Origin of the sequence: Actinobacillus suis ATCC 33415 (genome assembly GCF_000739435.1) — a bacterium.
GTDB classification, from domain to species: domain Bacteria; phylum Pseudomonadota; class Gammaproteobacteria; order Enterobacterales; family Pasteurellaceae; genus Actinobacillus; species Actinobacillus suis.
This window is the reverse complement of sequence record NZ_CP009159.1, coordinates 619,961-645,246: the sequence shown is the minus strand read 5'-3', so window position 1 is coordinate 645,246 and position 25,286 is coordinate 619,961. Positions and strand designations below refer to the sequence as shown.

The following is a 25,286-nucleotide window of genomic DNA, read 5'->3' as shown; positions in this document are numbered from 1 at the left end:
TTATCCCCCTAATAAATGCTAGGTTCTCGATATGGATTCCATAAAGCACTAATAGCAAAAGGCACTTCATAAAGCTGGACATCCGCCACCGTTTCACGATTCGCATACAAATGCCCGATAAACATTAGGCAACCTACTTTTATGCCACTAGTAAACTTCACTTCTTTTTCCGTATTGCTTTCGCCCCACGTTTTACCAATATAGTTCTGAGCTACTTCTAACGCTGATTCCGCCAACATCTCCAGTAATGAATCATCAAGATCATGCTCAATACGCAAATGGGCTTTGATTTCATCTAGGCTTATACTAACGCTCATACGCTTCCCCTTCTTTACACATTAATTGAATTTCTTCATGCCGTTCCTTACTATCAATTACTGAATAAATATCTAGTATTTGTTCTCCATACTTCACACGCATTTTTCTATTGATAGGTAAATCAGGCTGATAGCGTATTCTTACTCGGGTGATGTTCTCCCCCATTTGGAAAGGGCCGCTAAAATATTCTCGCCCTTGTAGTGGTTCAATACTTGCCCGTATTTGTTTTACTGTTTGCCATTCTCGAATAGGGGAACCATAATCACTTTTCTTACTGATTGGCTTTTGTATTTCTATAACCTTATCGAATTTTCCGGCTCTAACCATTCTCGCCATTTGTTTTACCTTTTTTAACTTCTACGGTTTGTTTCCATGCTTGGCTAAATTCATCGCCGCCAACATAAGGCGGTAAGCCTTCACGCTTTCTACATTCGTTCGGGGATAGAATGCCACTTTTGATAGCAATCTCGTAACCTGTGAAACGGTCATTTTGATTGGTTCGCAACAGTTCGCTAGTATCAAATTCAATCACGTAACGCTTACGGCTATTACTTGCTAAATCAATCATCAAGGCGTCTTTTAGCTGTTGCTCAAAATTGACTAAATGCGGTTTAAGTGTCTGCCCTAAGAATGATCGGCTCGCTTCCGTGAAATTTGAGTAGCTACTATGCGAATAATCTTGTAAGAAGATTGGGCTAATATTGAAAATACGGGCAATATCTTCAATAGTGAATTTTCGGCTTGCTAACCATTCCGCATCTTGATTACTCATTCCTAACTGTTTGTATTCCATACCGCCTTCTAAAATCGGCGTTTTACCTGCGTTCTTTGCCCCTTTGTAACGCTCTAAGGCTTTTATCGCCTTTTGCCCTTTGGCTTCATCAAACCATTCAGCCGTTGAGATAATGCCGCTTGCTAATAAGCCATTATTCATTATGCTTGAGCCGTGTCTTTGTTGTGACATCCCCAAACCCACCGCTTCACGGGCAATAGTAATCGGGCTACGTCCTATAAAGCCGTCATAGCTAGAATTTCGTAAATGTAGGATTTCATCTTGAAGATAGTTTTTCACGTTGCCGTCAATATCTGTTATTTGGTAGATCCACGTGCCTTTATTGGTGCGTTGAATATTTACACTATGCGGCGGATATGGCGTTAGTGATTCCGCTTCGCCCTTATAATTCCAACCTATTACCGCATACGCATTACCATTCAAAAGCAAGTGTCGCATCATCGTTTCTTTGAATTGGTATGGCGTTTGGTTACGATTTGGCATTTCATTGAGCAGATATTCAACCGAGTGCTTATGTACTCGGCTTCGCCCATCGCTTGTTAATTCAAATAAATAACATGGCATACTGGCAACCGCTTGAGATATTACCGTTACTGCATTTAATACCGCCGGCAATGCTTCTGCAGTAATAGGCGTTACAAACTCGCCTGAATTTGTATTGCTTGCACCCATATAGCTAAAATACTCATCCAAAGTAAGGGGCGTAGATCTAACTTCATTCGCTGATTCCTGTTTATTTCGTTTAAACCATTTAAACATTTTAAGCCTCCGCCAACGTTAGCCAGTTTTTACGCATCTCATCTTGATTGATGTTTTTCTGTTCTCTTTTGGCGGCAATACGTGAACGCTTCGCAATTTCTAGGCTACTATCCGGATATGCCGGAATACTGGTTACAGTAATTTCAAATAACTGTGCTTGCTTAATAGTTCTTAATGCCGGTTCTTTCGTTTCGTCCCATTCTTCCACCTCCGGTAAAAAGCCAAAGGACATTCCACTAATATCGCCACGGCGTACGCTTTCTAAAATATCATTGCCTAATTGTGTATTTGGCAAATCTATGCGAAAACGTAAGCCTTGATTATCTTCCGCCAAGGTAAGCGTATTGCTACTGGTTCTACCTAATAATTTAGTGTAATCATGTTCGAATAATGCTCGAACATCTCCGCCACCATTTAGCGATTTAGTAAAAGCATTAGGGGCGAATGTTTCGATAAACTCTCCCCATAGCACTTCGCTAGGTTTATTCCATTGCACCACATAGCCGGATAAAGTACGGCTTTCTTGTTCAGCGGCTAAACTGGCGGTTCTGATTTCAAATTTTGTATTTTCCATTTATCCCCCAAAAGATAAAAAGCGGTCGTGTTTGTAAAAAATCTTACAAATTAGACCGCTTTCAAGGTGTTGCTTTAGGCTTTCGCTTCTAACACTTTAATCGCATTTGAATCAACCACACCGCCGCCTAAATATTTGTCCGTGTGGATTTTATAGAATCCCGGCTCGGTAATATTATCCGGTTTAGTGCGTACGCCCGTTTCATGATCTACAATCGTATAACCTCGTTTAAAGTCACCAACCGCTAAGAATGGATTTGTGCCTTCTGCGTTTGGCATCGTTTCCATATAGTAAACCGGTAAGCCTAAAAGCGTAGAAGGGCTACCGACTTGAAGACCATCACGCCAAATATAATCACCATTACCATTTTTCAGTTTTTGTAATGTACCGGCTGTTTGTGAGTTCATTACCCATACAGCATTTTTACGATATTTGCTACGTAGTGAGAATAAAAGGTCAATCAATGTATCCGCCGTAAGTTTTGCCGGTTGTACTTCCATTTTTTGAAGCGTGCCAAAAGGTCTAGCCTTATCATTTGCGGTAGTACGTGGGTAAGCCAAAAAGCCTTTTGATTTTTTCGAACCATCGCCATTCGTTAGATCGATTTCTTCCGTATCTGTAAATGTTTCGCTAATTTCATCCGTTAGCCAGCCTAAAATATCCACGCCGCTGAAATCTAAAATTTCTTGTGTCGTTTTTGGATAAGCGTAAATCGGGTTGAGGGCGATAGTGACTTCATTTAATTTAGGCGTTGCGGTTTCCGTGCGTGCTTCGCCTTCTGTACCGTGTTGAGCCACTGCACCGCCGGCTGATACTAATTTTTTCCATTCTTTCACACCTACCGGTAATTTCACGACGTTAGCAATCTGACGCATTACGCCATCATCGGTTAAACGTTTCATGACCTCTTTATCTAATTGAGGAATCACAGAATAACCGCCATCCGCACCGGCATTTGTATTTGTAGCTAAGGCTCGAGTTTCACCTGTTTTAATCCAATGACGCAATTCATCATTGCTTGGCGGATTTGTAGCTTTTTCCGCTTGCTGATAATTTGGATTATTACGCTCTTCTTCGGTCACACTTTCTAAGCGGTCAATCTCTTTTTTGACTTCTTCAACCTTTGCTTTTAAAGCATCAAATTGACCGGCTTCTTCTTCATTTAAAGAACGGTTCTCTTGTTCTGCCTTTTCCATAAGTGAACGCATTTCTGCCACCATCGCCGCTTTTTTATTACGGGCTTCTAATAATTTTTTAAACATACACTTACCTTAACTAAAATAATTAATTGAATAATGTAACGTTGCCGTAATCCATGCGGATTCATTCGCATCATAGTCATAGCTATAACGGCTTAATCGACAATCGCTAACCGTTTCTAAATCACAATCTTTCATAATGAATGAAATTTGTTCGGCAATTTCATCTAGCTCACTTTCGTTTGAGTGAAGCGGAAGATAAATAGCAATTTGTAAATCACCAATCCATTCATCTTCACATACAGTAAAAGCATTACTTTCTGTTTCATCAATAAAGACTGAAATAGCGGGCAATTCCTGCCCTAAGTCTTTAAATACTGTTTTCCCATTATGGAAAAACTTAATTTTTTTAAGTCCGCCATTAGCCAAGACATCTAAAATCTCTTGGCGGATTTGATTATGAATAATCATCTCTATTCCTCTTATAACAAACAAAATCTTCAAAAATAAAACACATACTAAAGACTTAAAAGAGATATTCAATAGTCTAAAATTTAATCGTTTAGCTACGTTTAGTTATGATATGTAATAAAAATCTGATTGCTTATTATTTAATCAAATAGCAAAAAAATGAGAGGGAAATATTTATTTTTTTAGAATGGTGAAGAGGTGAATACTTAGTGAAGACTTAAAAAATAAGTATTCACTATATAAGATATTGATATATAATAGTTTTTATTACAAAGTGAAGAGGTGAATACCATTTTATAAATAAACTATATAGCAGTTATATAGGATAAAGAATACCTAGGAAAAGAATTTATGTAACACGTTTTGTAACACGCACAAAAATATCATTGAATTTACTCAATAAAATCAACTAGTTGCAAGCAAATTCGGGAACAGCTAGTGCACCATAAAATTCCAATCCCTTGTCGAAAGACGAGGGATTTTTTTATGCATTTTTTAAAGGCTAATAAAAAAGCCCATTTAAAATTGCTCATCAGAACATTTTTAAATGGGCTTTCACCTCTCTCATAACCGGCTTTGCGATGTTTTGCGTTTCGTTGATAACTCCCCTTTCCTTTTCGGTTTCGCTCAACACGACTTTTAAATAATGGGTCGGTAACTAACGCTTTTATTGCACTTTCGTGAATTTCTCCCCGATGATGGTTATAGATTATTGTTTTTAATGATTTTTTCATTTTGTTTCCTTTTTGTTTGATTGCGTAATTAATGCATAAATTACACGCAATATGATGCCAAATTTTACGATTCGTGTATATAAGAATCATAAAAACTTCGGTATAATCCTTTAGATATCCGTCATACAGGCGGTTAAATTTTCTCAAAATTTTGCAGATAAATGCAGAGAGGTTTCTATGAAAAAAGAAGAAGTAGGACATAATTTTTTAGCCCGTCTTGGCAAAACTCGCTTACGTCCGGGTGGTAAATTAGCGACCGATTGGCTCATTGCGAATGGTGATTTTAACAAAGATAAAAAAGTATTAGAAGTCGCATGCAATATGTGTACGACTGCTATTCAAATCGCTAAACAATATGGTTGTCATATCACTGGTATTGATTTAGATGAAGAAGCGCTTGATAAAGCACGTGCGAATATTAAAGAGCATGAAGTTGAAGATCTTGTAAAAGTTCAGCGTGCCAATGCGACAAAATTGCCGTTCGAAGACAATTCATTTGATATTGTGATCAATGAAGCAATGTTGACCATGTTGCCTATTGAAGCAAAAGAAAAAGCAATTCGTGAATATATTCGTGTATTAAAACCGGGTGGTTTCTTGTTAACTCATGACGTCATGCTAAATACCGAGGATGCGGATGCCGTGATTCAGTCACTAAGAGAAGCGATTAATCTTACGGTAACACCATTAACCAAAGAAGGTTGGAAAACCTTATTCCATGAATGTGGCTTCCGTAATGTAGATGCTTATTCAGGCGAAATGACTTTGCTTTCTCCGAAAGGTTTAATTCATGATGAAGGTGTTTTAGGCGCAATGAAAATTGTCGGTAATGCACTAAAACCTGAAAATCGCGATACGTTCAAAAAAATGTTCCAAACCTTTAATGATCCGGAAAATAAACTGGGCTTTATTGCTGTTTGTAGCCAAAAATAATGTAAATCCTTCTACATTACGTAGAAGGATTTTTCAAATTTATTAGAGGGAAATAGAATGCTTGAAATGTTCCAAGCTTGGTATAAACAGAAATTTAATGATCCGCAAACAGTCGCGTTACTCGGTATTTTATTGATTGGATTCGGCATCATTTATTTCTTCAGCGATCTGATTATGCCGTTGTTAGTGGCGATTGTTTTTGCTTACCTACTTGAATGGCCGATTCGTTTTCTTATGCGCCATTTTAAATTCCCTCGCTTTCTGAGCTTGGTGGTTGTATTAGGTGGATTTATCTCGCTGCTTATCTTTCTATTTATGGTGATGTTGCCAAGCCTGTGGAACCAAGCGGTCACATTTATTCGGGATCTTCCCTCTATGTTCAACTTATTGAATGCTTGGCTGGAAGCATTACCAGAACATTATCCCGAATTAATTGATTACGCCATGCTAGACACTTTAATGGGCAATTTAAAGACAAAAATTTTAGGTTTCGGGGAATCTTTATTAACTTTGTCTGTCCACTCTATTATCAGTCTAGTAGGATTAGGTATTTACGCATTTTTAGTGCCGTTAATGGTGTTTTTCTTGTTAAAAGATAAACACCTTTTTGTGCGTTCTTTTGTGCGTATGTTGCCGAAAAATCGTCGTTTAGCAGCAAACGTATGGTTTGAAATGCAACAACAAATTGCAAATTATATCCGTGGTAAATTCTTAGAAATTTTGATTGTTGGTATTGCAACTTATGCCCTCTTCTTATTCTTTGATTTACGTTATCCGTTACTACTTTCCGTAGCGGTAGGATTATCAGTGTTAGTGCCTTATATCGGTGCAGTATTAGTTACGATACCGGTTGCTTTAGTTGCTTTATTTCAATTTGGATTGTCACCTGAATTCTATTACTTGCTGCTCGCTTTCGTGATCAGCCAACTACTAGACGGAAATTTAGTTGTGCCATTTTTATTTTCCGAAGCTGTAAATTTACATCCATTAACTATTATTGTAGCGGTGTTAATTTTTGGCGGCTTGTGGGGATTTTGGGGCGTGTTTTTTGCAATTCCTCTTGCAACATTGGTTAAAGCCGTTGTTAATGCGTTACCTTCAAATGAAGAAGATTGCGTATAGATTTATCATCACGAGAAATTAATAAACATATTCCGTTCGGTGGCATAATGTAAACACAACTATAGTCTCTGTTCAATAATAAAAAGGAAAATAAATGCCTGAACAAAAACTATCTTCTCGTCATCCTTATTTGAATAGTATGAGTCAGGTGGTTGCCATTGGTGGCGGACACGGTTTAGGTCGAGTATTATCATCACTATCATTCCTTGGGAAACGACTTACCGGAATTGTCACCACCACAGATGATGGCGGTTCTACCGGTCGTATTCGTTCCCAGCACGGTGGTATTGCTTGGGGTGACTTGCGTAACTGTTTAACGCAAATTATCATCAAGCCGACTGTCGCTTCTGCATTATTTGAATATCGTTTCGGCGGTGCGGGAGAACTTGCAGGACATAACTTAGGTAATTTAATTTTAAAAGCGTTAGAAAATATGAAAATTCGACCGCTTGAAGGAATTAATTTAGTCCGGGACTTATTGCATGTTCGTGCTGGACTAATTCCAATGTCGGAATCGCCGGTACACTTAGCGGCACAATTAAAATCGGGCGTAACGATTGTTGGCGAAGTTTCAGTAGATGCACTTGAAGAAATTCCGAGAAATTTATTGCTAATTCCGAGGGTAAATGCGACACCGGAAGCGATTGAATCAATAAAAGAGGCGGAATTAATCGTACTTGGTCCCGGCAGTTTTTTAACCAGCATTATGCCGTCATTATTGATTGATGAAATATCGAATGCGATTCAGCATAGTAAAGCAAAGGTTATTTTTATTGATAATATTCAGCAAGAATCGGGGCCAGCCGGCTCTCTTTCATTAGCAGATCGTGTAGAATGGTTGGAAACTCGGATTGGTAAAAATCGCCTTGATGGCATTATTACTGTTCCAACCGCCTATAGTAATCTATCGGCGAATATTAAAGTGTTAAAGCAAGTTTTATCTGATGACGAAGTGGCTTATCGCCATGATCGAAATAAGCTCAGCAAAGCCATCAATGATATAGTAGAATTACTAAATACATAATATCTGCCCCTTTTAAGGGGCAGTCTGTTTTTATAGAGGTTTTCCATGTTAGTTTCTGATTTCCATTTTGACTTACCTGACGAGCTTATCGCTCGTTATCCTACTGCGGAACGTACCGCTAGCCGCTTATTACAGTTAACCGGTGAAACCGGTGAATTTGCCGACAAACAATTCTCCGACTTATTGACGCAAATTGAAGCAGGAGATTTGCTGATTTTCAATAATACGCGTGTTATTCCTGCACGTTTGTACGGACGTAAAGCCAGTGGCGGGAAATTAGAAGTTTTAGTTGAGCGAGTTTTAGATGAACATCGCTGTTTAGCTCACGTGCGTGCTTCAAAAGCACCGAAAGAAGGTGCGGAACTTGTACTTGGTGAAGATAAACTCGGCGAAGGTAATGGTTTTAAAGCAATTATGGCTGCACGCCATGAGGCATTGTTTGAATTACATTTCAACGAAGAACAACCTCTGTTTGATTTACTTCAACAAGCCGGTCATATGCCATTACCGCCGTATATTGATCGTCCTGACGAAGATGCTGACCAAGAACGCTATCAAACCGTTTATAGTAAAGTTCTAGGTGCTGTGGCTGCACCGACTGCCGGTTTGCATTTTGACACACCAACGCTTGAAAAGCTCAAAGCAAAGGGAGTTAATATCGCCTTTGTAACATTACATGTTGGCGCAGGCACATTCCAACCGGTACGCGTAGATAATATTTTGGATCATAAAATGCACGCTGAATATGCTGAAGTAAGCCAAGACGTTGTTGATCAAATTTTAGCAACTAAAGCAGCCGGCAAACGTGTTATTGCGGTTGGCACTACTTCTGTTCGTTCGATCGAAAGTGCCGCTCAAGCTGCCGAACAAGAAGGTAAATTGATTGCGCCGTTTTTCTCAGATACCAGTATTTTCCTGTATCCGGGCAAAACATTCCGTATTGTCGATGCGTTAGTCACAAACTTCCATTTACCTGAATCAACGCTAATTATGTTAGTTTCTGCGTTTGCCGGTTACCGCAACACAATGAATGCTTATAAACATGCAGTAGAAGCGAAATATCGTTTCTTTAGTTATGGTGATGCAATGTTTATTTCAAAAAATCCGAATGCCTTACATGATGTTCCTTAATTAAGAAAGGCAATTATTGATTTGGAAGCCCATAAGTCTCTCGATACCATGGGCTTCTGTTATTTCTCGCCGTCTCTATCTTCCAACTCCCCTTCTCAAAACTCACTTTTACCATCCCTACCCTTGCAGTGCTAAAGGTTTTAATATTTTGTTGTGATAAGCGTGTTAATACTTGTTGATGAGGCATTTTCCAAGGATTCCATCGTCCTGCAGAAATAATAGCAATTTGCGGTTTTGTCTGAGCTAATAGAGTATAGCTGGAACTCGTTTTACTACCATGATGAGAAATCTGTAAGAAATCAACTTGCCCGATTTTATGAGCGAATGAACCTTCTTTTGCTGAGGTAGTGTCACCGGTAAACAGCAAGGAGAAGCGGTCTATTTTTACCAAAATAATGCAAGAATCTTCATTCTTCGCGCGTTTTACTCTTGATATCGGATAAATGGCTTTTAATTCAAATTGTCCAAATTGCCACGTTTGACCGGCAATACAGGCTTCAGGATCATGCTTGGCATAACGGCGAGTACTTGCCGAAATTAGACGTGCGTGGGGATATTCAGCAAGAATATCTTCCGCTCCACCGGAGTGATCATTATCGTCATGGCTTAAAAAAACGGCTTCTACTTGAATTCCATTACGCTTCAAATAAGGCAAAATTTCTAATTGGGCCATCGAACCTATTCGCCCCGATTTATCTTTCCAGCTTGCACCTGTATCGTAAAGAATGGCACGTTTTTTACCGCTATCTTGATAAACAAGTGCCTGTGCAAGTCCTTGTCCGACATCAAATGTCACCCACTCCGGTGAAACCGGAAACTTGATGAAGAAAATCGCAAAACTGCTGCTTAAGACAAATAATCCCAACAGTTTCCAATATCTTATAAATAATTTTTCTTGTAAGAGGTACAGTAACAATAGACACAACGCATTCAAAGCGAACAAATAATGTTGCTCGCTTTGGCTTAACGTTATCCAATCGGCGGAAAGCAAAGAAAGTATTTTCAAACTCCCCTGTGCTAGCCAATCCGCCCACGCCCAGCTATTCAATATATTGTTAGTTAGTAATGAAAAGATAACTAGCGGAACTAACAACAAACTGTATAACGGTACAATTATGAAATTAGTGATAAATGCCCAAGGTGAAATCCCCTCAAAAAAGAAAAATTGTACTGGAGAAAATACGAGAAAAATCCCTAATTGCAAATGTACTAGTGACAGCCACAAGCGGTTAAATTTCTGCCATTTTTTGCAAAAGGGGAAAAGCTTGGTGAGCGGAAAATACTGATACCAAATGATTAAACTTAGTACGGCTAAAACCGATAACCAAAAACTATCCGATAGAATTGTGAGAGGATCAAGCACAAGTAATAATGCAACAATACGCCACCATAATTGCCAAGCAGTGTAATAGCGGCGTAGCCATTGACATAATAAGACAAGAGAAATCGCAAGTAATGCCCGTAAAGTAGGAATCGCAAAACCGGATAAATAACTATAGAAAATAGCAAAAACTAGCCCTACACATCTCGGGAAAAAGATAGAAATGCTTCCAGCAGATAAGACTCCTATCCGTAGAAAAAGCCACTGAATACACTTTGCCAACCAGAATCCAATCCCCATCGCTAGCCCAATATGTAAGCCGGAAATAGCAATTAAATGTGCGGTAGAAGTTTGTTGAAATAGTTGCCAATCTGAATTGGCTAGCCAAGCACGTTCACCAAAAGCTAATGCCAGTAATAGTCCCCTAGATGGAAATGGTTCTAATTGTTTTCTGACATATTCCAGCCATTGAACACGCAAAGATCTCACGTATTGTGAGACCAGCTTATTCGCTTTTTTGACTGTTGCACTCCCCTTTAAATGATGTGCGAAGAACCAACGCTGCCGATCAAAATTTCCAATATTTAAGCGAGCAGCAATAGGTCGTATCTTAAGATTCGCTTGATAATGTTGTTCTAATTCTAACGGCTCATCCGACTGCCAGTTTAAATAAATCAGATCGCCATTTTCTAACCTCGCTAATGCTGTTTGAAACTCATCTTGCTTAATAATTTTCTGAACTTGAAATTGGTACAATTACTGAGAAGGTATTGCATACTTATCTGCGCTTTCTGATATATTGATAATTTGCCAATAGCTTACTAGTATTAAAGCGCCTAATAAAATAGTTAATGCTTGTTTACGGAATATTCCTATAATAATTATCAAAACTGCCACATAGCAGCCATAAGTAAGCCATTCTTGGGGTAAGAAAAGTAATGGAAGAAAAAATAACGAAAGGACAAGAACAAAGCGGTCAAAATTCATAGCAAATTACCTTTTTGCAAAGTATGCTAAATTTTCGACCGCTTGTGAAAAGTGAAGCTAAAGTTTGCGATCCAGATCGCAAAAGTTAATCTCGGAGATTCCAATAACCACAATAAATTTTATAGAATATCTATATAAATTATTTATTGTCTTCTGCCATACTTACTGCTGTAGTAAATAGCACGTCTGTTGATGAGTTTAATGCGGTCTCAGCTGAATCTTGAATCACGCCGATGATAAAGCCAACACCGATTACTTGTGCGGCGATATCATTTGGAATATTAAATAAACTACATGCTAATGGGATAAGTAATAACGATCCACCTGCAACACCTGATGCGCCACACGCACAAATTGCAGCAACAATACTTAATAATAACGCTGTTGCAAAATCAGGATGAATCCCTTGGGTATAAGCAGCAGCTAATGTTAATACAGTTACTGTAATTGCAGCACCCGCCATGTTGATATTCGCACCAAGTGGAATTGCAACAGAAGCGATTTCATCTCGTACACCTAAACGTTTAGCAAGGTTCATATTCACTGGAATATTTGCCGCTGAGCTACGAGTAAAGAAAGCTGTTACTCCGCTTTCGCGTAAACAGATTAATGTCAATGGATACGGATTACGGCGGATTTTCCAATATACAATTAATGGATTTAGCACAAATGCCACAAATGCCATTGAACCAAGTAATACGCCTAATAAACGCGCATAGCCGGCAAATGCATCAATACCATTCGTTGCTATTGTTTCAGCAACTAAACCAAATACACCGATAGGTGCAAAAGCGATTACAACTTTAACAACATAAGATACTGCTTCCGCAAAATCGTTTAAAAATGTTTTTGTACTTGGTGCCGCATGACGTAACGCAATACCTAAGCCAATCGCCCAAGCTAAAATGCCGATAAAGTTAGCATTTGCTAATGCTTGTAACGGGTTATCAACTAAATTGAACACAACTGTTTTGATAATTTCCCCAATACCTTGCGGAGGATTTAAATTATCTGGATTTGAAACAAGTTCTAATGTTGTTGGGAAAAGGAAACTAAATATCACTGCTGTCAATGCTGCAACAAATGTACCTAAAATATACATTACTAGAATCGGTTTTAATTTACTGTCTGAACCTACTTCTTTATTTGCAATTGCAGAAAGCACTAATACAAATACAAGAATCGGTGCAATTGCTCGAAGTGATTTCACAAAAAATTGACCTAATACGCCAACGCTTTTTGCCCACTCAGGATTAACAGATGCTAAACACAAGCCAAGCACTAAACCGATGGCAATACGTAAGACTAAGTTGCCCCCGAAAATTTTTGAAGATAAAGATGAATTACTCATAATATTTCGCTATTAAAGACTAAAACAGAATAAACGGCTAGCCGTTTATTCACCTGGATAAATATGAAAGTTTGAGATTAGCGGAAATTACCCTTTTTGGGAATAGTTACTTATGCATTTTTATTAGATTTTTATATATTAGCGATTAAAATTTGTTATTTCTCTATATCAAACAAATATAGATAGGCTCGAACCAAGAAAAATGCTTTTCGCAACCGATTTCTTTCAGGTAGAATGCACGCACTTTTTATTAATAAAACTATTTTGAGAAATAAAATGAAACCTGAAAATAAAGCAGACTTTCAACGTGTTATTCGTGCTGCCGGTTATTCAATGAAAGGGCTTAAAGCAGCCTACATTAATGAACCCGCATTTCGCCAAGAAATTTGGTGTGCAACGATTTTAATCCCTCTTGCATTACTACTTGGCAACGATATCATTGAAAAACTTTTACTGCTAAGTACTGTGTTTTTAGTGCTGATTACCGAATTATTAAATAGCGCAATTGAAGCTGTCGTAGATAGGATCGGTTCTGACTTCCATGAATTATCAGGACGAGCGAAAGACATCGGTTCCGCAGCCGTATTTATGGCAATGGTTCTATTTGCGATAACGTGGCTACTTATTCTTATTTTTTAATCATATGGGCAATAGATTTATAGGTTCTCCTATCTATCTAATGCCCATTTTTTTGCATATCAATCTAAATTTGAGGTTCTTATGAAATTTAACAAAACTCTTCTCTCTGTTGCACTACTTTCAGCAACTTCTGCAATGGCATACCAAGCAGACAAAACCTACACATTTACCCTCCTACATACAAATGATATCCACGGCCATTTCTGGCACAATGACAAAGGCGAATATGGCCTTGCTGCTCAAAAAGCTTTGATTGATAACATTAAAAAGGAAGTAGAGGCAAAAGGTGGCTCAACCATTATCTTAAATGCCGGTGATATTAATACCGGCGTACCTGAATCCGATATGCAAAATGCTCGTCCTGATTACGAAGGTTTAAATGCAATTGGTTATGAAGCGATGGTATTAGGTAACCATGAATTTGATTTCCCGCTTCAGGTACTAAGTATGCAAGAGAAATGGGCTAATTTCCCACTTATATCTGCAAATGTAATCAATAAACGCACTCAAAAAGAACTTACTAAACCTTATGTAATGCTAGACAAGCAAGGATTAAAAGTTGCTGTTGTCGGGTTAACCACAGAAGATACAGGTAAATTAGGTAATCCCGATGTAACAGAAAATGTTATCTTTAAAGACCCAATTAGCACAGCTAAAGAGACGTTAACTGAAATTAATAAAATCGAAAAACCGGATGTACGCATTGCGTTAACCCATATGGGATGGTACTTAGATGGTAAACATGGCAGCAATGCACCTGGTGATGTAACTATGGCAAGAACTCTAGATAAAGGTGCATTTGATATCATTATCGGAGGCCATACTCATGATACCGTATGTTTTGACGAAAAAGGTCAATTTAGAGTGAAATATACCCCAGGCGATAGCTGTAAACCTGATTTCCAAAATGGAACTTGGATTATGCAAGCCGGAGAATGGGGCAAATATGTAGGGCGTGCTGATTTTGAATTTAAAAACGGCAAAACCACATTGGTTAAATATGAACTTATTCCAATTAACCTGAAAAAAACTATCAAAAAAGAAGATGGAAAAAAGGAATACCAACTTTACCAAGCTGAAATCAAACCGGATCAAGCGCTATTTGAACACTTAAAAAAATATCAAGATGAAGGTGATAAATTATTAAACGTCGAAGTTGGTGAAGTGAAGGGCTTATTAGACGGTAAACGTGAACACGTACGCTTCGTTCAAACAAACTTAGGACGCTTAATTTCTCAATCACAAAAAGAGCGTGTAAAAGCAGATATCGGTATCGTGAACTCTGGAGGTGTACGTGCTTCTATTGAAGAAGGTAAGGTAACTTATAAAACTTTATTAACAGTTCAACCTTTTGGTAATATGATTTCTACGATTGATCTTAAGGGCCAAGAGTTATTAGATTTCTTAACAACTGTTGCATTAAAAGAAGTTGATACAGGCGCATATCCTCAATTTGCTGGCATTTCTATGACGGTAGATCGTGCAGCGAAAGCGATCTCAAATGTTAAAATTGCAGGAAAACCGTTTGACCCGAATAAAACATATAAAGTATCTATTCCAGATTATCTAACTGCCGGTGGTGATGGTTACCCAGTAATGAAAAAACATCCTAGCTACGTAAATACCGGCTTTATTGATGCAGAAATGTTGAAAAAATACTTTGAAGAAAATAAGGTGATTGACGCAAGTAAATTTGATCCTAAAGAAGATATCATCTTTAAGTAAACACCTAACAAAAAAGCTAAGCAATATGCTTAGCTTTTTTACTTTCATAACATTCATTCTATAGTAGGAAATTAATCTAGGTATGCAGCAAAATATTCAACAAATGCAAGATAACTACGGTAAGTTAGTTAAACTCTTACCGGAATTAGAAAAAAGCCTCAGCCGGTGGGAAGAAGCCTATCAGATCATGCAGCAACTCAATCAGTTTTATCATAGCTCCTTGTGGCTAGAGCTCTACGATAATGCAGACAATATCCGCCTTGAAACTCATGGAAATTACAGTGTACTTTCTCAAGATGCTATCTGGAATGCGGTTACAGAACAATATGAACTCGCTAAAAAGTTAAATAAAACGCTTTCTAAGATAGTCATCACTGAATAATGCTAAGTAATATAATGAAGATAAAAGAGACAAATAGTATGTTGAATAACAAGCCAATTCAACATACTGCCGTATATAGGCTCATATACATATTATTTTAATTTACCTAAAAGGAGAAATTCATTATGTCCGGATTTGTTGATTTAGTATTAGCTCGTTCTGGTAACAAAATTACTGTAAGTAGAACTGCCATTTTATTTATTGAAGAAAGCTTAAGTGAACATAATTTTACCCTTCTGCATTGTGTAGGTGGTATTACTCACGTCGTTGTAGGTGCTTATCCTGATATCACGGAAAAATTCCCCAAATTCTTCCCAACATCACGTAGCAATAGTGATAGTAACATAAGAGTGTCTATAAATGATTGGAATCTCTCTTACATTGAAAAATCAGGTGAAAAGACTTTAGTTTACTTTACAGAAAATGGGGTTAATGTTCCAGTTACACACTCTTACGAAGAAATATCTAAATATTTCCATTCATTAGAATAGTTATCTTTCCGAATCCCACCTTTACTAGGTGGGATTTTTATTATAGCTAAGTACAATCTATATAAGAGCTTTAAGACTAATAATGATCCTCACCCAAATTATTTAGGTATAATCTATATATCGTAGAAGCCATTAAAACGTAAATTGATTAATAAAAAAGTGTGTAAATCAAATCACAGAGAAAATTATAAAATATTGAAATGAGTGAATAGTGGAGGCGTGTACCGGAGTCGAACCGATCTACATGGATTTGCAATCCAGTGCATAACCGCTTTGCTAACACGCCGTGTTGAAGAGATTTAATGGAGCGGGAAACGAGGCTCGAACTCGCGACCCCGACCTTGGCAAGGTCGTGCTCTACCAACTGAGCTATTCCCGCTTTAAGTTTTTGTTCGTAAGGAACGAGGTGCATTTTACGGATTTTCAGACCTATGTCAAATGCTAATTTAATTATTTTATTTCAAGTGCTGAAAAAAAGATCACAACGCTGAAAAATTAATAAATGCATAGCTAATTCGTTGATTTTATAAGCATAAATCAAACTATTAAACTGATCTTTCAAGATAGAAAAAAAGCGGTTGAAATCCGCTATTTTTTTGCAAATTTCAACCGCTTGTATAAATAAGTTAAATTAACCTATTAGCGTTTTTTCGCTTTTGCGTTTGGTAAGTCTGTGATAGAACCTTCAAACACTTCTGCTGCTAAACCTACAGATTCGTGTAATGTAGGGTGAGCGTGGATAGTTAAAGCGATATCTTCCGCATCACAACCCATTTCGATTGCAAGGCCGATTTCACCTAATAATTCACCACCGTTGCTACCTACGATTGCACCACCGAGTAAACGGTGTGTATCTTTATCGAAGATAAGTTTAGTCATACCTTCTGAACACTCAGAAGCAATCGCACGACCTGATGCAGCCCATGGGAACTTCGCCACTTCAAAGTTTAAGCCTTCTTGACGACATTCTTTTTCAGTTTTACCTACCCAAGCAACTTCTGGTTCAGTATAAGCGATTGATGGAATCACTTTCGGATCGAAGTAGTGTTTTTGACCTGCAATAACTTCTGCAGCTACGTGACCTTCATGAACACCTTTGTGAGCTAACATTGGCTGACCAACGATATCACCGATAGCAAAGATGTGTGGTACGTTTGTACGCATTTGTTTGTCAACTGCGATGAAACCACGATCATCAACGTTAACACCCGCTTTACCTGCATCGATTAATTTACCGTTTGGTACACGACCGATAGCAACTAATACCGCATCATAACGTTTAGTGTCGTTACACGCTTTACCTTCCATTGAAACATAGATACCGTCATCTTTCGCTTCAACTGCAGTTACTTTAGTTTCAAGCATTAGCTTGAATTTTTTCTCGATTTGTTTGGTGTAGATCGCAACAACATCTTTATCTGCTGCAGGAATTACTTGGTCAAACATTTCAACCACTTCAACTTCTGCACCTAAAGCGTGATACACCGTACCCATTTCTAAACCGATGATACCACCACCCATTACGAGTAATTTTTTCGGTACTTCTTTTAGTTTAAGCGCATCTGTTGAATCCCAAATACGAGGATCTTCGTGTGGGATAAACGGAAGCTGAATTGGGCGAGAACCCGCAGCAATAATTGCGTTATCGAATTTAATTGTTGTTGGATTACCGTCACGGTCACGAGCAACTAAAGTATTCGGATCAGTAAATGCTGCTAAACCTTCTACCACAGTTACTTTACGTGCTTTAGCCATACCTGCTAAACCACCGGTTAATTTAGACACAACTGCTTCTTTACCTGCACGAACTTTATCTAAATCAATTGTCGGCTCACCAAATGTAATACCATTTTTCTCTGCATGTTTTGCTTCTTCAATAACTTTCGCAACGTGTAATAATGCTTTAGACGGGATACAACCTACGTTTAAGCACACACCACCTAAAGTTGAGTAACGCTCAACAATTACAGTTTCTAAGCCTAAGTCAGCACAACGGAATGCTGCTGAGTAACCGGCAGGACCTGCACCAAGCACTACGACTTGCGTTTTGATTTCTTTGCTCATATTTATTCCTTTATTGTAGGGACGCAAGTGTTGCGTCCTTGGACACACACAGTGTGTCCCTACGATACAAGCGGTCAACTTTGCAAAATTTTTTACAAATTCAACCGCTTACCTATTACATAACTAAGCGACGAATGTCTGCTAATACACCATTGATGTAGCTTAAGAATCTCGCACCATCAGCACCATCAATTACACGGTGGTCGAATGATAATGAAAGTGGAAGCATTAAGCGTGGCTCGAACTCTTTACCATTCCATACCGGTGCCATTTCAGACTTAGATACACCTAAAATTGCAACTTCTGGAGCGTTCACGATTGGTGTGAAGTGAGTTGTACCGATACCGCCAAGGCTTGAAATAGTGAAACAACCACCTTGCATATCAGAACCTGAAAGTTTACCGTCACGCGCTTTCTTAGACACTTCCATTAACTCACGTGAAAGTTCGATGATACCTTTCTTGTTCACATTTTTGAACACTGGAACAACTAAGCCGTTTGGTGTATCAACCGCAACACCAATGTTGATGTATTTCTTAATTGTTAATTTTTGACCGTCTTCAGAAATTGAGCTATTGAAACGTGGGTATGCTTCTAATGCTTTCGCAACCGCTTTCATAATGAACACAACTGGTGTGATCTTCACATCAAGTTTTTGTTTTTCAACAATCTTGTTCTGTTCTTTACGGAATGCTTCTAATTCTGTGATATCTGTACGATCGAAGTGTGTAACGTGAGGAATCATTACCCAGTTACGGTGTAAGTTCGCACCAGAAATCTTATTGATACGGCTTAATTCTACTTCTTCAACTTCACCGAATTTGCTGAAGTCTACTTTCGGCCATGGTAATAAGCCTAAACCTGCACCGTTTGCAACACCGTTACCTGCTGCCGCTGCAACAGTACCTGTTTCAAACGCTTTAACTGCAGTTTTAACGTATGCTTGGATATCTTCTTTAACAATACGACCTTTACGACCTGAACCTTTCACTTTATCTAAGTTCACACCGAATTCACGTGCTAAACGACGAATTACCGGTGTCGCGTGTGCATAAGCACCTGCCGCTACTACTGCATCTTGGCTTAAACCAGAAACGTTACCGCCTTGAGCTGATTGCGTTGCTGCTTGTGCCGCTGGTGCAGCTGCTTGTGCTGCAGGAGCAGGAGCTGCTGCCGGTGCTGCACCTTGAACTTCAAATTTCATGATTAATGAACCGGTTGACACTTTATCACCAGATTTCACTAAAATTTCTTTCACAACACCTGCAAATGGTGCCGGAACTTCCATTGAAGCTTTGTCACCTTCAACAGTAATTAAAGATTGCTCTTCAGATACTGTATCACCAACATTTACCATGATTTCAGTTACGTTTACTTCATCACCGCCGATATCAGGTACGTTCACTTCTTTAATTGCTGAAGCTGTTGCTGCCGGTGCAGCTGCTTGTGCTGGCGCTTCTACAGCAACTGGTGCTGCTGATGCAGTTTCAAATTTCATAATTAATTTGCCGGTTGAAACTTTATCGCCTACATTGATTAAAATTTCTTTTACAACGCCCGCGATAGGTGCTGGAACTTCCATAGAAGCTTTATCACCTTCTACATTGATGATAGATTGATCAACTTCAACTGAATCACCAACTTTAACCATAATTTCGGTTACGTTTACTTCGTCTGAGCCGATATCTGGTACATTCACTTCAACAACTGCTGATGCCACTGCTACAGGTGCCGCAGCTTGTGCAGGCGCTTCTGCGGCTGGTGCTGGCGCAGCTTCTGCCGCTTCTAATACTAACATTGGTGAACCAGTTGTTACTTTATCGCCCACTTTTACTAAAACTTCTTTAACAACACCTGCTTCCGGCGCTGGTACTTCCATTGAAGCTTTGTCACCTTCTACGTTGATGAGTGATTGATCTACAGTAATAGTATCGCCTACTTTTACCATGACTTCAGTTACAGAAACTTCATCTGAACCGATGTCTGGCACATTAATTTGTTTTGACATTTTGATAATCCTTCATTTAATAAACTACCCTCGCCACTTGTGGGAGAGGGACAGAAAAATTGCGTTGAGCAATTTTTCAGGGAGAGGGAAAGCGGTCAAATTTCATTAATTTTTTGCATTTACCCTCTCTCTGCCAATACTTCTAAACGAAGTATTGCCTGTCTCTCCCCCATTAAAGGGGGAGAGTTTTAATGTTATGCATATAATGGGTTAATACGATCTACGTTTAAGCCGAATTTAGCGATTGCATCAGCAACAACTTTAGTTTCTACTGTGCCTTCTTTCGCTAATTGTGATAACGCTGCAACAACAACGTAACGAGCATCAACTTCGAAGTGTTCACGTAAGTTAGCACGGCTGTCTGAACGACCGAAACCATCTGTACCTAATACATGATAATGTTTACTTGGTACGAACGCACGAATTTGATCTGCGTATTGTTTCACATAGTCGGTTGAAGCAACTGTCGGTAAGTCCGCTAATACTTGTGCTACATAAGGAACACGTTGTTCCGCTGTTGGGTGTAATAAGTTCCAACGTACTGCATCATTACCTTCACGCGCTAATTCATTGAATGATGGCGCAGAGAATACGTCTGAAGTTACGCCATAGTCATTCGCAAGGATTTGTGCTGCTTCACGAACGTGACGCATAATTGCACCAGAACCTAATAACTGAACGTGACCTTTGCCTTTACCTTTAACGGTTTCGAATTTATATAAACCTTTACGGATACCTTCTTCAGCACCTGCTGGCATTGCCGGTTGATCCATTACTTCGTTTAATGTTGTCATGTAATAGAAAACATCTTCTTGTTTTTCACCATACATACGGTTGATACCGTCTTGCATGATTACTGCAACTTCAAACGCAAATGATGGGTCGTAAGTAATACAGTTAGGGATAATACCCGCTTGAATATGGCTATGACCGTCTTCGTGTTGTAAACCTTCACCGTTTAACGTTGTACGACCAGACGTACCACCGACCATGAAACCACGAGCTAATTGGTCACCCGCTAACCACATCATATCGCCCACACGTTGGAAACCGAACATTGAGTAATAGATGAAGAATGGAATCATCGGTTGGTTGCTTACAGAGTAAGACGTTGCCGCTGCAACCCAAGACGCTGCACCACCTAATTCGTTGATACCTTCTTGTAATACTTGACCGTCTTTCGCTTCACGGTAGTAAGCCACTAAATCGCGGTCTGAAGGCGTATAGTTTTGACCGTGCGGGTTGTAAATACCCACTTGACGGAATAAACCTTCCATACCGAATGTACGTGCTTCATCAACGATCATTGGAACGATTGTTTTACCAATGTTTTTATCTTTTAATAAGATATTTAATGCACGTGTAAACGCCATTGTGGTTGAAATACCACGTGGTTGTTCTTCAAGTAACGCTTTGAATTCTTCTAATGCAGGTACTTTGTACTCTACGTCAAATTTAGGACGACGAGCCGGAACATAACCGTTTAATGCTTTACGTTGACCGTGAATGTAGTTGTATTCTTCAGAACCTTCAGCAAATTTGATGTACTCAAGATTTTCTACTTGCTCATCGGTTAACGGTAATTCGAAGTAGTCACGGAAGCCTTTTAAGCTTTCTAATGACATTTTTTTCGATTGGTGAGCAGTATTTTTACTTTCTGCTTCAGGGATTTTATAACCTTTAACTTGGTGAGCTAAAATCACAACTGGTTTATCTGATTTTTGTGCTTTCGCATATGCAGCGTAAAGTTTTTCGCTGTCGTGCGCACCACGGCGAAGATCCCAAATCTCTTCGTCTGTCATATCCGCTACTAATGCAGCTGTTTCTGGGTAACGACCGAAGAAGTGTTCACGAATATAAGCACCGTCTTTTGATTTGAAGGTTAAGTAGTCACCATCAACTACTTCCATCATTAATTGTGCTAATTTACCTGAAGTATCTTTCGCGAATAATTTATCCCAGTTGCTGCCCCATAATACTTTGATTACTTCCCAGCCTGCACCGGTGAATAAACCTTCTAATTCTTGAACGATTTTACCGTTACCGTTTACCGGACCGTCTAAACGTTGTAAGTTACAGCTTACAGTGAAAATTAAGTTATTTAATTTTTCACGAGCAGCAAATGTTAACGCACCTTTAGACTCGATTTCATCCATCTCACCATCGCCTAAGAATGCGTAAACTTTTTGGTCTGACGTATCTTTTAAGCCACGGTTTTCAAGGTATTTTAAGAAACGTGCTTGATAAATCGCATTAACAGGACCTAAACCCATTGATACAGTTGAGAATTGCCAGAATTCAGGCATTAATTTCGGGTGTGGGTATGAAGACAAACCATCCGCAAATGCTTCTTGACGGAAATTGTCTAATTGTTCTTCTGTTAAACGACCTTCAACATAAGCACGTGCATACATACCTGGTGCTGCGTGACCTTGGAAGAATACTAAGTCACCGCCATTTTTTTCAGTTGCCGCTTTGAAGAAGTGGTTGTAGCACACTTCATACATTGTTGCTGCTGATTGGAAAGTTGAAATATGACCACCTAAGTCAAGATCTTTCTTCTGGCTACGTAAAACCATTGCGATAGCGTTCCAACGTACTGCAGAACGGATACGACGTTCAATTTTGTGGTCACCCGGGTAAGCTGGTTGTGCAGACACAGGGATAGTATTTACATATGCTGTTGTCACACCAGATTGAACCGGCACGCCATCTTTACGCGCTTGGCTTAATAATTCATCGATAATGAATTGTGCACGTTCAACACCTTCTACACGGATTAATGAATCAAGTGATTCTAACCACTCTTTGGTTTCAAATGGATCTACATCTCTTTCTAACTCTGACATAGGTTGTCCTTATTTTAAGTAAATAATGAGTGATAAGTTCTCTATACTTAAACTTATCGTTTGATGAAATTATAGACATTCATTCGATTAGACTAAACATAAAACACACAGAAAGTTTAACAAAATGTAAAAACCTGTTTTCTATTCGAGTGAATATCTTGCGATATCTACTTGATTTTAAACACTTTTTATCACACTATAAAAAATGTTGAAAATTTGTAGAAAAATTTTGGCTAACAAGATAACAAAATTGACCTATTTTGTCTATTTTTTTGACCTGCGCCAACCGTTGTCTTTCCTATAAACAAGCGGTTAAAACCTGCAATTTTTTTACAAATTTTAACCGCTTGTTTAAGGCTATTTATTAAGTTTGATCTGTTTGGCCAGCTCCTGAATCAGCGCCGGCCCCTGATAAATCATTGCCGAATAAACTTGTAATAAACTTGCACCCGCATCAATTTTTTCCTGACTGGAGGAGACAGAATGAATACCTCCGCTACCAATAATTGGCAACTGCCCGTTTAATTCCTTCGCCAACCTACGGATTAAATGGGTACTGAGCGAATTTAATGGCTTACCACTTAAGCCACCTTGCTGTTCCGCATGTTTTAAACCTGCTACCGGTTCTCGAGATAAAGTGGTATTACCGGCAATAACGCCGTCAATCTTATGTCGTACCAAACTATCCGCTACCGAAGCAACTTCTTCATCCGTTAAATCCGGTGCAATTTTCAGAACAAGCGGTTTATATTTTGCAAACTTTTGCGAAAGTATTGATTGTTCTTGCTTTAATGCACTCAGCAATTCATCTAATGCATCACCGTATTGCAATGAACGTAAATTCTTGGTATTCGGTGAAGAAATATTCACCGTAATATAATCGGCATACTCATACACCTTACGTAAACAAATTTGGTAATCATCCAAAGCGTTCTCAATTGGCGTAAAGGCATTTTTACCAATATTAATTCCGAGTACCCCGTCATATTTGGAACGCTTCACATTTTCTACCAACACATCCACACCGTAATTATTAAAACCATTACGATTGATAATGCCCTCCGCTTCCAAAAGACGGAATTGACGTGGCTTAGGATTACCGTCTTGTGCAACCGGTGTAACCGTTCCTACTTCAATAAAACCGAATCCTAACTTGCCAAAACCGTCAATCGCTTCACCGTTTTTATCCGCACCGGCGGCAAGACCGATAGGATTTTTAAACTGCAGCCCCATCACCTCAACTGGATTATGAGGAATGGGTAAAGGATCAAAAGGTAATTTTCCGACAAGTTTAAGCGCTTGAACGGAAAAATTATGCGCATTTTCAGCGTCCATAGCAAACAGACATTTACGAATGAGGGAATACATGATGAGCTCTTCGGTTAATAGAAAGAAATAGATAAACTAAGGGCGAGTATTCAACTCGCCCTTATCAGAAATTATGCGTCAAACATTGCAGAAATGGACTCTTCGTTGCTAATACGACGAATAGCTTCTGCTAACATGCTTGATAATGTTAATGCACGCACTTTGTTTAATGCTTTGATTTCATCAGAAAGTGGAATTGTATCGGTTACAACTACTTCATCTAATGCTGGGTTCGCTAAGTTCATTGCTGCAGTACCTGAGAATACCGCATGCGTTGCGTAAGCAACCACTTTGGTTGCACCACGTTCTTTCAATGCTTCCGCAGCTTTAACTAACGTACCGCCAGTGTCGATCATATCGTCAACTAAGATACAGTCACGACCGGCAACATCACCGATAATATGCATTACTTGTGATACATTTGCTTTTGGACGGCGTTTATCAATGATTGCCATATCCGCGTCATTTAATAATTTAGCGATCGCACGCGCACGTACCACACCACCGATATCCGGTGATACCACCATTGGATTATTTAAATCCGTTTTCTTAAGAATATCTTCGATAAGCACCGGAGAACCAAATACGTTATCTACAGGTACATCAAAGAAACCTTGGATTTGTTCTGCGTGTAAGTCACAGGTTAAAACGCGGTCAACACCTACGCTTGAAAGGAAGTCCGCAACCACTTTTGCCGTAATCGGCACACGCGCTGAACGAACACGACGGTCTTGACGAGCATAACCGAAATAAGGGATAACAGCCGTGATACGACCTGCAGACGCACGACGTAAAGCATCAACCATCACAATCAATTCCATTAAGTTGTCATTAGTTGGTGCGCAAGTCGATTGGATAATAAACACATCCGAACCACGTACGTTTTCATTAATTTGAACTTGAATTTCACCGTCGCTAAAACGACCGACTGTTGCATTGCCTAAAGAGATGTAAAGGCGCTCTGCAATACGTTTTGCAAGTTCTGGCGTTGCGTTACCCGCAAACAGTTTGATATCTGGCATTGGAATTGATCCTTGAATTTA

Annotated in this window: 20 protein-coding genes, 2 tRNA genes and 2 pseudogenes; 8 read left to right on the top strand and 16 right to left on the bottom strand. The window is 39.0% G+C overall.

Annotation, left to right across the window (positions count from 1 at the left end):
• Positions 1 to 8: 8 nt before the first annotated feature.
• The 7 genes and pseudogenes from ASU1_RS02985 to ASU1_RS02955 form a co-directional block, all read right to left on the bottom strand.
• On the bottom strand, positions 9 to 317 hold the full coding sequence (locus ASU1_RS02985; protein WP_014991385.1) for a head-tail connector protein: 309 nt from the start codon (positions 315 to 317) through the stop codon (positions 9 to 11).
• Positions 307 to 654, bottom strand: a complete 348-nt coding sequence (locus ASU1_RS02980) for a phage head closure protein (protein WP_014991384.1) — start codon at positions 652 to 654, stop codon at positions 307 to 309. Before ASU1_RS02980 ends, ASU1_RS02985 begins: the two co-directional genes overlap by 11 nt.
• Positions 638 to 1,870 (bottom strand): phage portal protein, encoded by a 1,233-nt coding sequence (locus ASU1_RS02975; protein WP_014991383.1) that lies wholly within the window; start codon positions 1,868 to 1,870, stop codon positions 638 to 640. Before ASU1_RS02975 ends, ASU1_RS02980 begins: the two co-directional genes overlap by 17 nt.
• A 1-nt stretch (position 1,871) precedes the next feature.
• Complete coding sequence (locus ASU1_RS02970; RefSeq protein WP_005607685.1) at positions 1,872 to 2,444, bottom strand: HK97 family phage prohead protease; 573 nt, start codon at positions 2,442 to 2,444, stop codon at positions 1,872 to 1,874.
• 74 nt (positions 2,445 to 2,518) lie between these two features.
• On the bottom strand, positions 2,519 to 3,706 hold the full coding sequence (locus ASU1_RS02965) for a phage major capsid protein (protein WP_014991382.1): 1,188 nt from the start codon (positions 3,704 to 3,706) through the stop codon (positions 2,519 to 2,521).
• A gap of 9 nt (positions 3,707 to 3,715) precedes the next feature.
• Positions 3,716 to 4,114, bottom strand: coding sequence for a phage tail terminator protein (gene gpU, locus ASU1_RS02960; RefSeq protein WP_014991381.1), 399 nt, complete (start codon positions 4,112 to 4,114; stop codon positions 3,716 to 3,718).
• A 497-nt stretch (positions 4,115 to 4,611) separates the two neighbouring features.
• Positions 4,612 to 4,848, bottom strand: a pseudogene (locus tag ASU1_RS02955) (alternative ribosome-rescue factor A); the annotation flags it as partial.
• Between the two features lie 177 nt (positions 4,849 to 5,025).
• Between ASU1_RS02955 and ASU1_RS02950 the strand changes: the two are divergent.
• The 4 genes from ASU1_RS02950 (at position 5,026) to queA (ending at position 9,058) form a co-directional block, all read left to right on the top strand.
• A complete protein-coding gene (locus ASU1_RS02950) occupies positions 5,026 to 5,781 on the top strand; it encodes a class I SAM-dependent methyltransferase (RefSeq protein WP_005622811.1) in 756 nt (251 codons plus the stop codon).
• 57 nt (positions 5,782 to 5,838) lie between these two features.
• Positions 5,839 to 6,903 carry an AI-2E family transporter gene (locus ASU1_RS02945; protein ID WP_014991379.1) on the top strand — a complete coding sequence of 355 codons (1,065 nt, stop codon included), beginning with the start codon at positions 5,839 to 5,841 and terminating at the stop codon, positions 6,901 to 6,903.
• Positions 6,904 to 6,997: 94 nt separating this feature from the next.
• Complete coding sequence (locus tag ASU1_RS02940) at positions 6,998 to 7,927, top strand: gluconeogenesis factor YvcK family protein (protein WP_014991378.1); 930 nt, start codon at positions 6,998 to 7,000, stop codon at positions 7,925 to 7,927.
• A gap of 45 nt (positions 7,928 to 7,972) precedes the next feature.
• Positions 7,973 to 9,058: a tRNA preQ1(34) S-adenosylmethionine ribosyltransferase-isomerase QueA gene (gene queA / locus ASU1_RS02935; protein WP_014991377.1), complete on the top strand. Its 1,086-nt coding sequence runs from the start codon at positions 7,973 to 7,975 to the stop codon at positions 9,056 to 9,058.
• 13 nt (positions 9,059 to 9,071) lie between these two features.
• On the opposite strand, the pseudogene ASU1_RS02930 reads toward queA, so the two are convergent.
• Together ASU1_RS02930 and sstT are read right to left on the bottom strand one after the other, a co-directional pair.
• Positions 9,072 to 11,366, bottom strand: a pseudogene (locus ASU1_RS02930) (DNA internalization-related competence protein ComEC/Rec2).
• Positions 11,367 to 11,505: 139 nt separating this feature from the next.
• On the bottom strand, positions 11,506 to 12,717 hold the full coding sequence (gene sstT, locus ASU1_RS02925) for a serine/threonine transporter SstT (protein ID WP_014991375.1): 1,212 nt from the start codon (positions 12,715 to 12,717) through the stop codon (positions 11,506 to 11,508).
• 276 nt (positions 12,718 to 12,993) lie between these two features.
• On the opposite strand from sstT, the gene ASU1_RS02920 reads away from it, so the two are divergent.
• From ASU1_RS02920 to ASU1_RS02905, 4 genes are all read left to right on the top strand, one after another.
• Complete coding sequence (locus ASU1_RS02920) at positions 12,994 to 13,356, top strand: diacylglycerol kinase (protein ID WP_014991374.1); 363 nt, start codon at positions 12,994 to 12,996, stop codon at positions 13,354 to 13,356.
• A gap of 81 nt (positions 13,357 to 13,437) precedes the next feature.
• A complete protein-coding gene (gene ushA, locus ASU1_RS02915) occupies positions 13,438 to 15,081 on the top strand; it encodes a bifunctional UDP-sugar hydrolase/5'-nucleotidase UshA (RefSeq protein ID WP_014991373.1) in 1,644 nt (547 codons plus the stop codon).
• An 82-nt stretch (positions 15,082 to 15,163) separates the two neighbouring features.
• Positions 15,164 to 15,463, top strand: a complete 300-nt coding sequence (locus tag ASU1_RS02910; RefSeq protein ID WP_014991372.1) for a DUF4298 domain-containing protein — start codon at positions 15,164 to 15,166, stop codon at positions 15,461 to 15,463.
• A gap of 125 nt (positions 15,464 to 15,588) precedes the next feature.
• Positions 15,589 to 15,954 (top strand): hypothetical protein, encoded by a 366-nt coding sequence (locus ASU1_RS02905; RefSeq protein ID WP_014991371.1) that lies wholly within the window; start codon positions 15,589 to 15,591, stop codon positions 15,952 to 15,954.
• A gap of 212 nt (positions 15,955 to 16,166) precedes the next feature.
• Here ASU1_RS02905 and ASU1_RS02900 read toward each other — a convergent pair.
• The 7 genes from ASU1_RS02900 to ASU1_RS02870 form a co-directional block, all read right to left on the bottom strand.
• A tRNA-Cys gene (locus ASU1_RS02900) sits at positions 16,167 to 16,240 on the bottom strand.
• A gap of 17 nt (positions 16,241 to 16,257) precedes the next feature.
• Positions 16,258 to 16,333, bottom strand: a tRNA-Gly gene (locus ASU1_RS02895).
• Positions 16,334 to 16,593: 260 nt separating this feature from the next.
• Positions 16,594 to 18,018: a dihydrolipoyl dehydrogenase gene (gene lpdA / locus ASU1_RS02890; RefSeq protein WP_014991370.1), complete on the bottom strand. Its 1,425-nt coding sequence runs from the start codon at positions 18,016 to 18,018 to the stop codon at positions 16,594 to 16,596.
• A 115-nt stretch (positions 18,019 to 18,133) separates the two neighbouring features.
• Positions 18,134 to 20,026: a pyruvate dehydrogenase complex dihydrolipoyllysine-residue acetyltransferase gene (gene aceF / locus ASU1_RS02885; RefSeq protein WP_014991369.1), complete on the bottom strand. Its 1,893-nt coding sequence runs from the start codon at positions 20,024 to 20,026 to the stop codon at positions 18,134 to 18,136.
• A gap of 194 nt (positions 20,027 to 20,220) precedes the next feature.
• Positions 20,221 to 22,875, bottom strand: coding sequence for a pyruvate dehydrogenase (acetyl-transferring), homodimeric type (gene aceE / locus ASU1_RS02880; protein WP_039194982.1), 2,655 nt, complete (start codon positions 22,873 to 22,875; stop codon positions 20,221 to 20,223).
• A 357-nt stretch (positions 22,876 to 23,232) separates the two neighbouring features.
• Entirely contained in the window at positions 23,233 to 24,243 is a 1,011-nt protein-coding gene (gene pyrD, locus ASU1_RS02875; protein WP_039194981.1) for a quinone-dependent dihydroorotate dehydrogenase, read from the bottom strand.
• Between the two features lie 71 nt (positions 24,244 to 24,314).
• Positions 24,315 to 25,265, bottom strand: coding sequence for a ribose-phosphate pyrophosphokinase (locus ASU1_RS02870; RefSeq protein WP_014991366.1), 951 nt, complete (start codon positions 25,263 to 25,265; stop codon positions 24,315 to 24,317).
• Between the last annotated feature and the right edge of the window lie 21 nt (positions 25,266 to 25,286).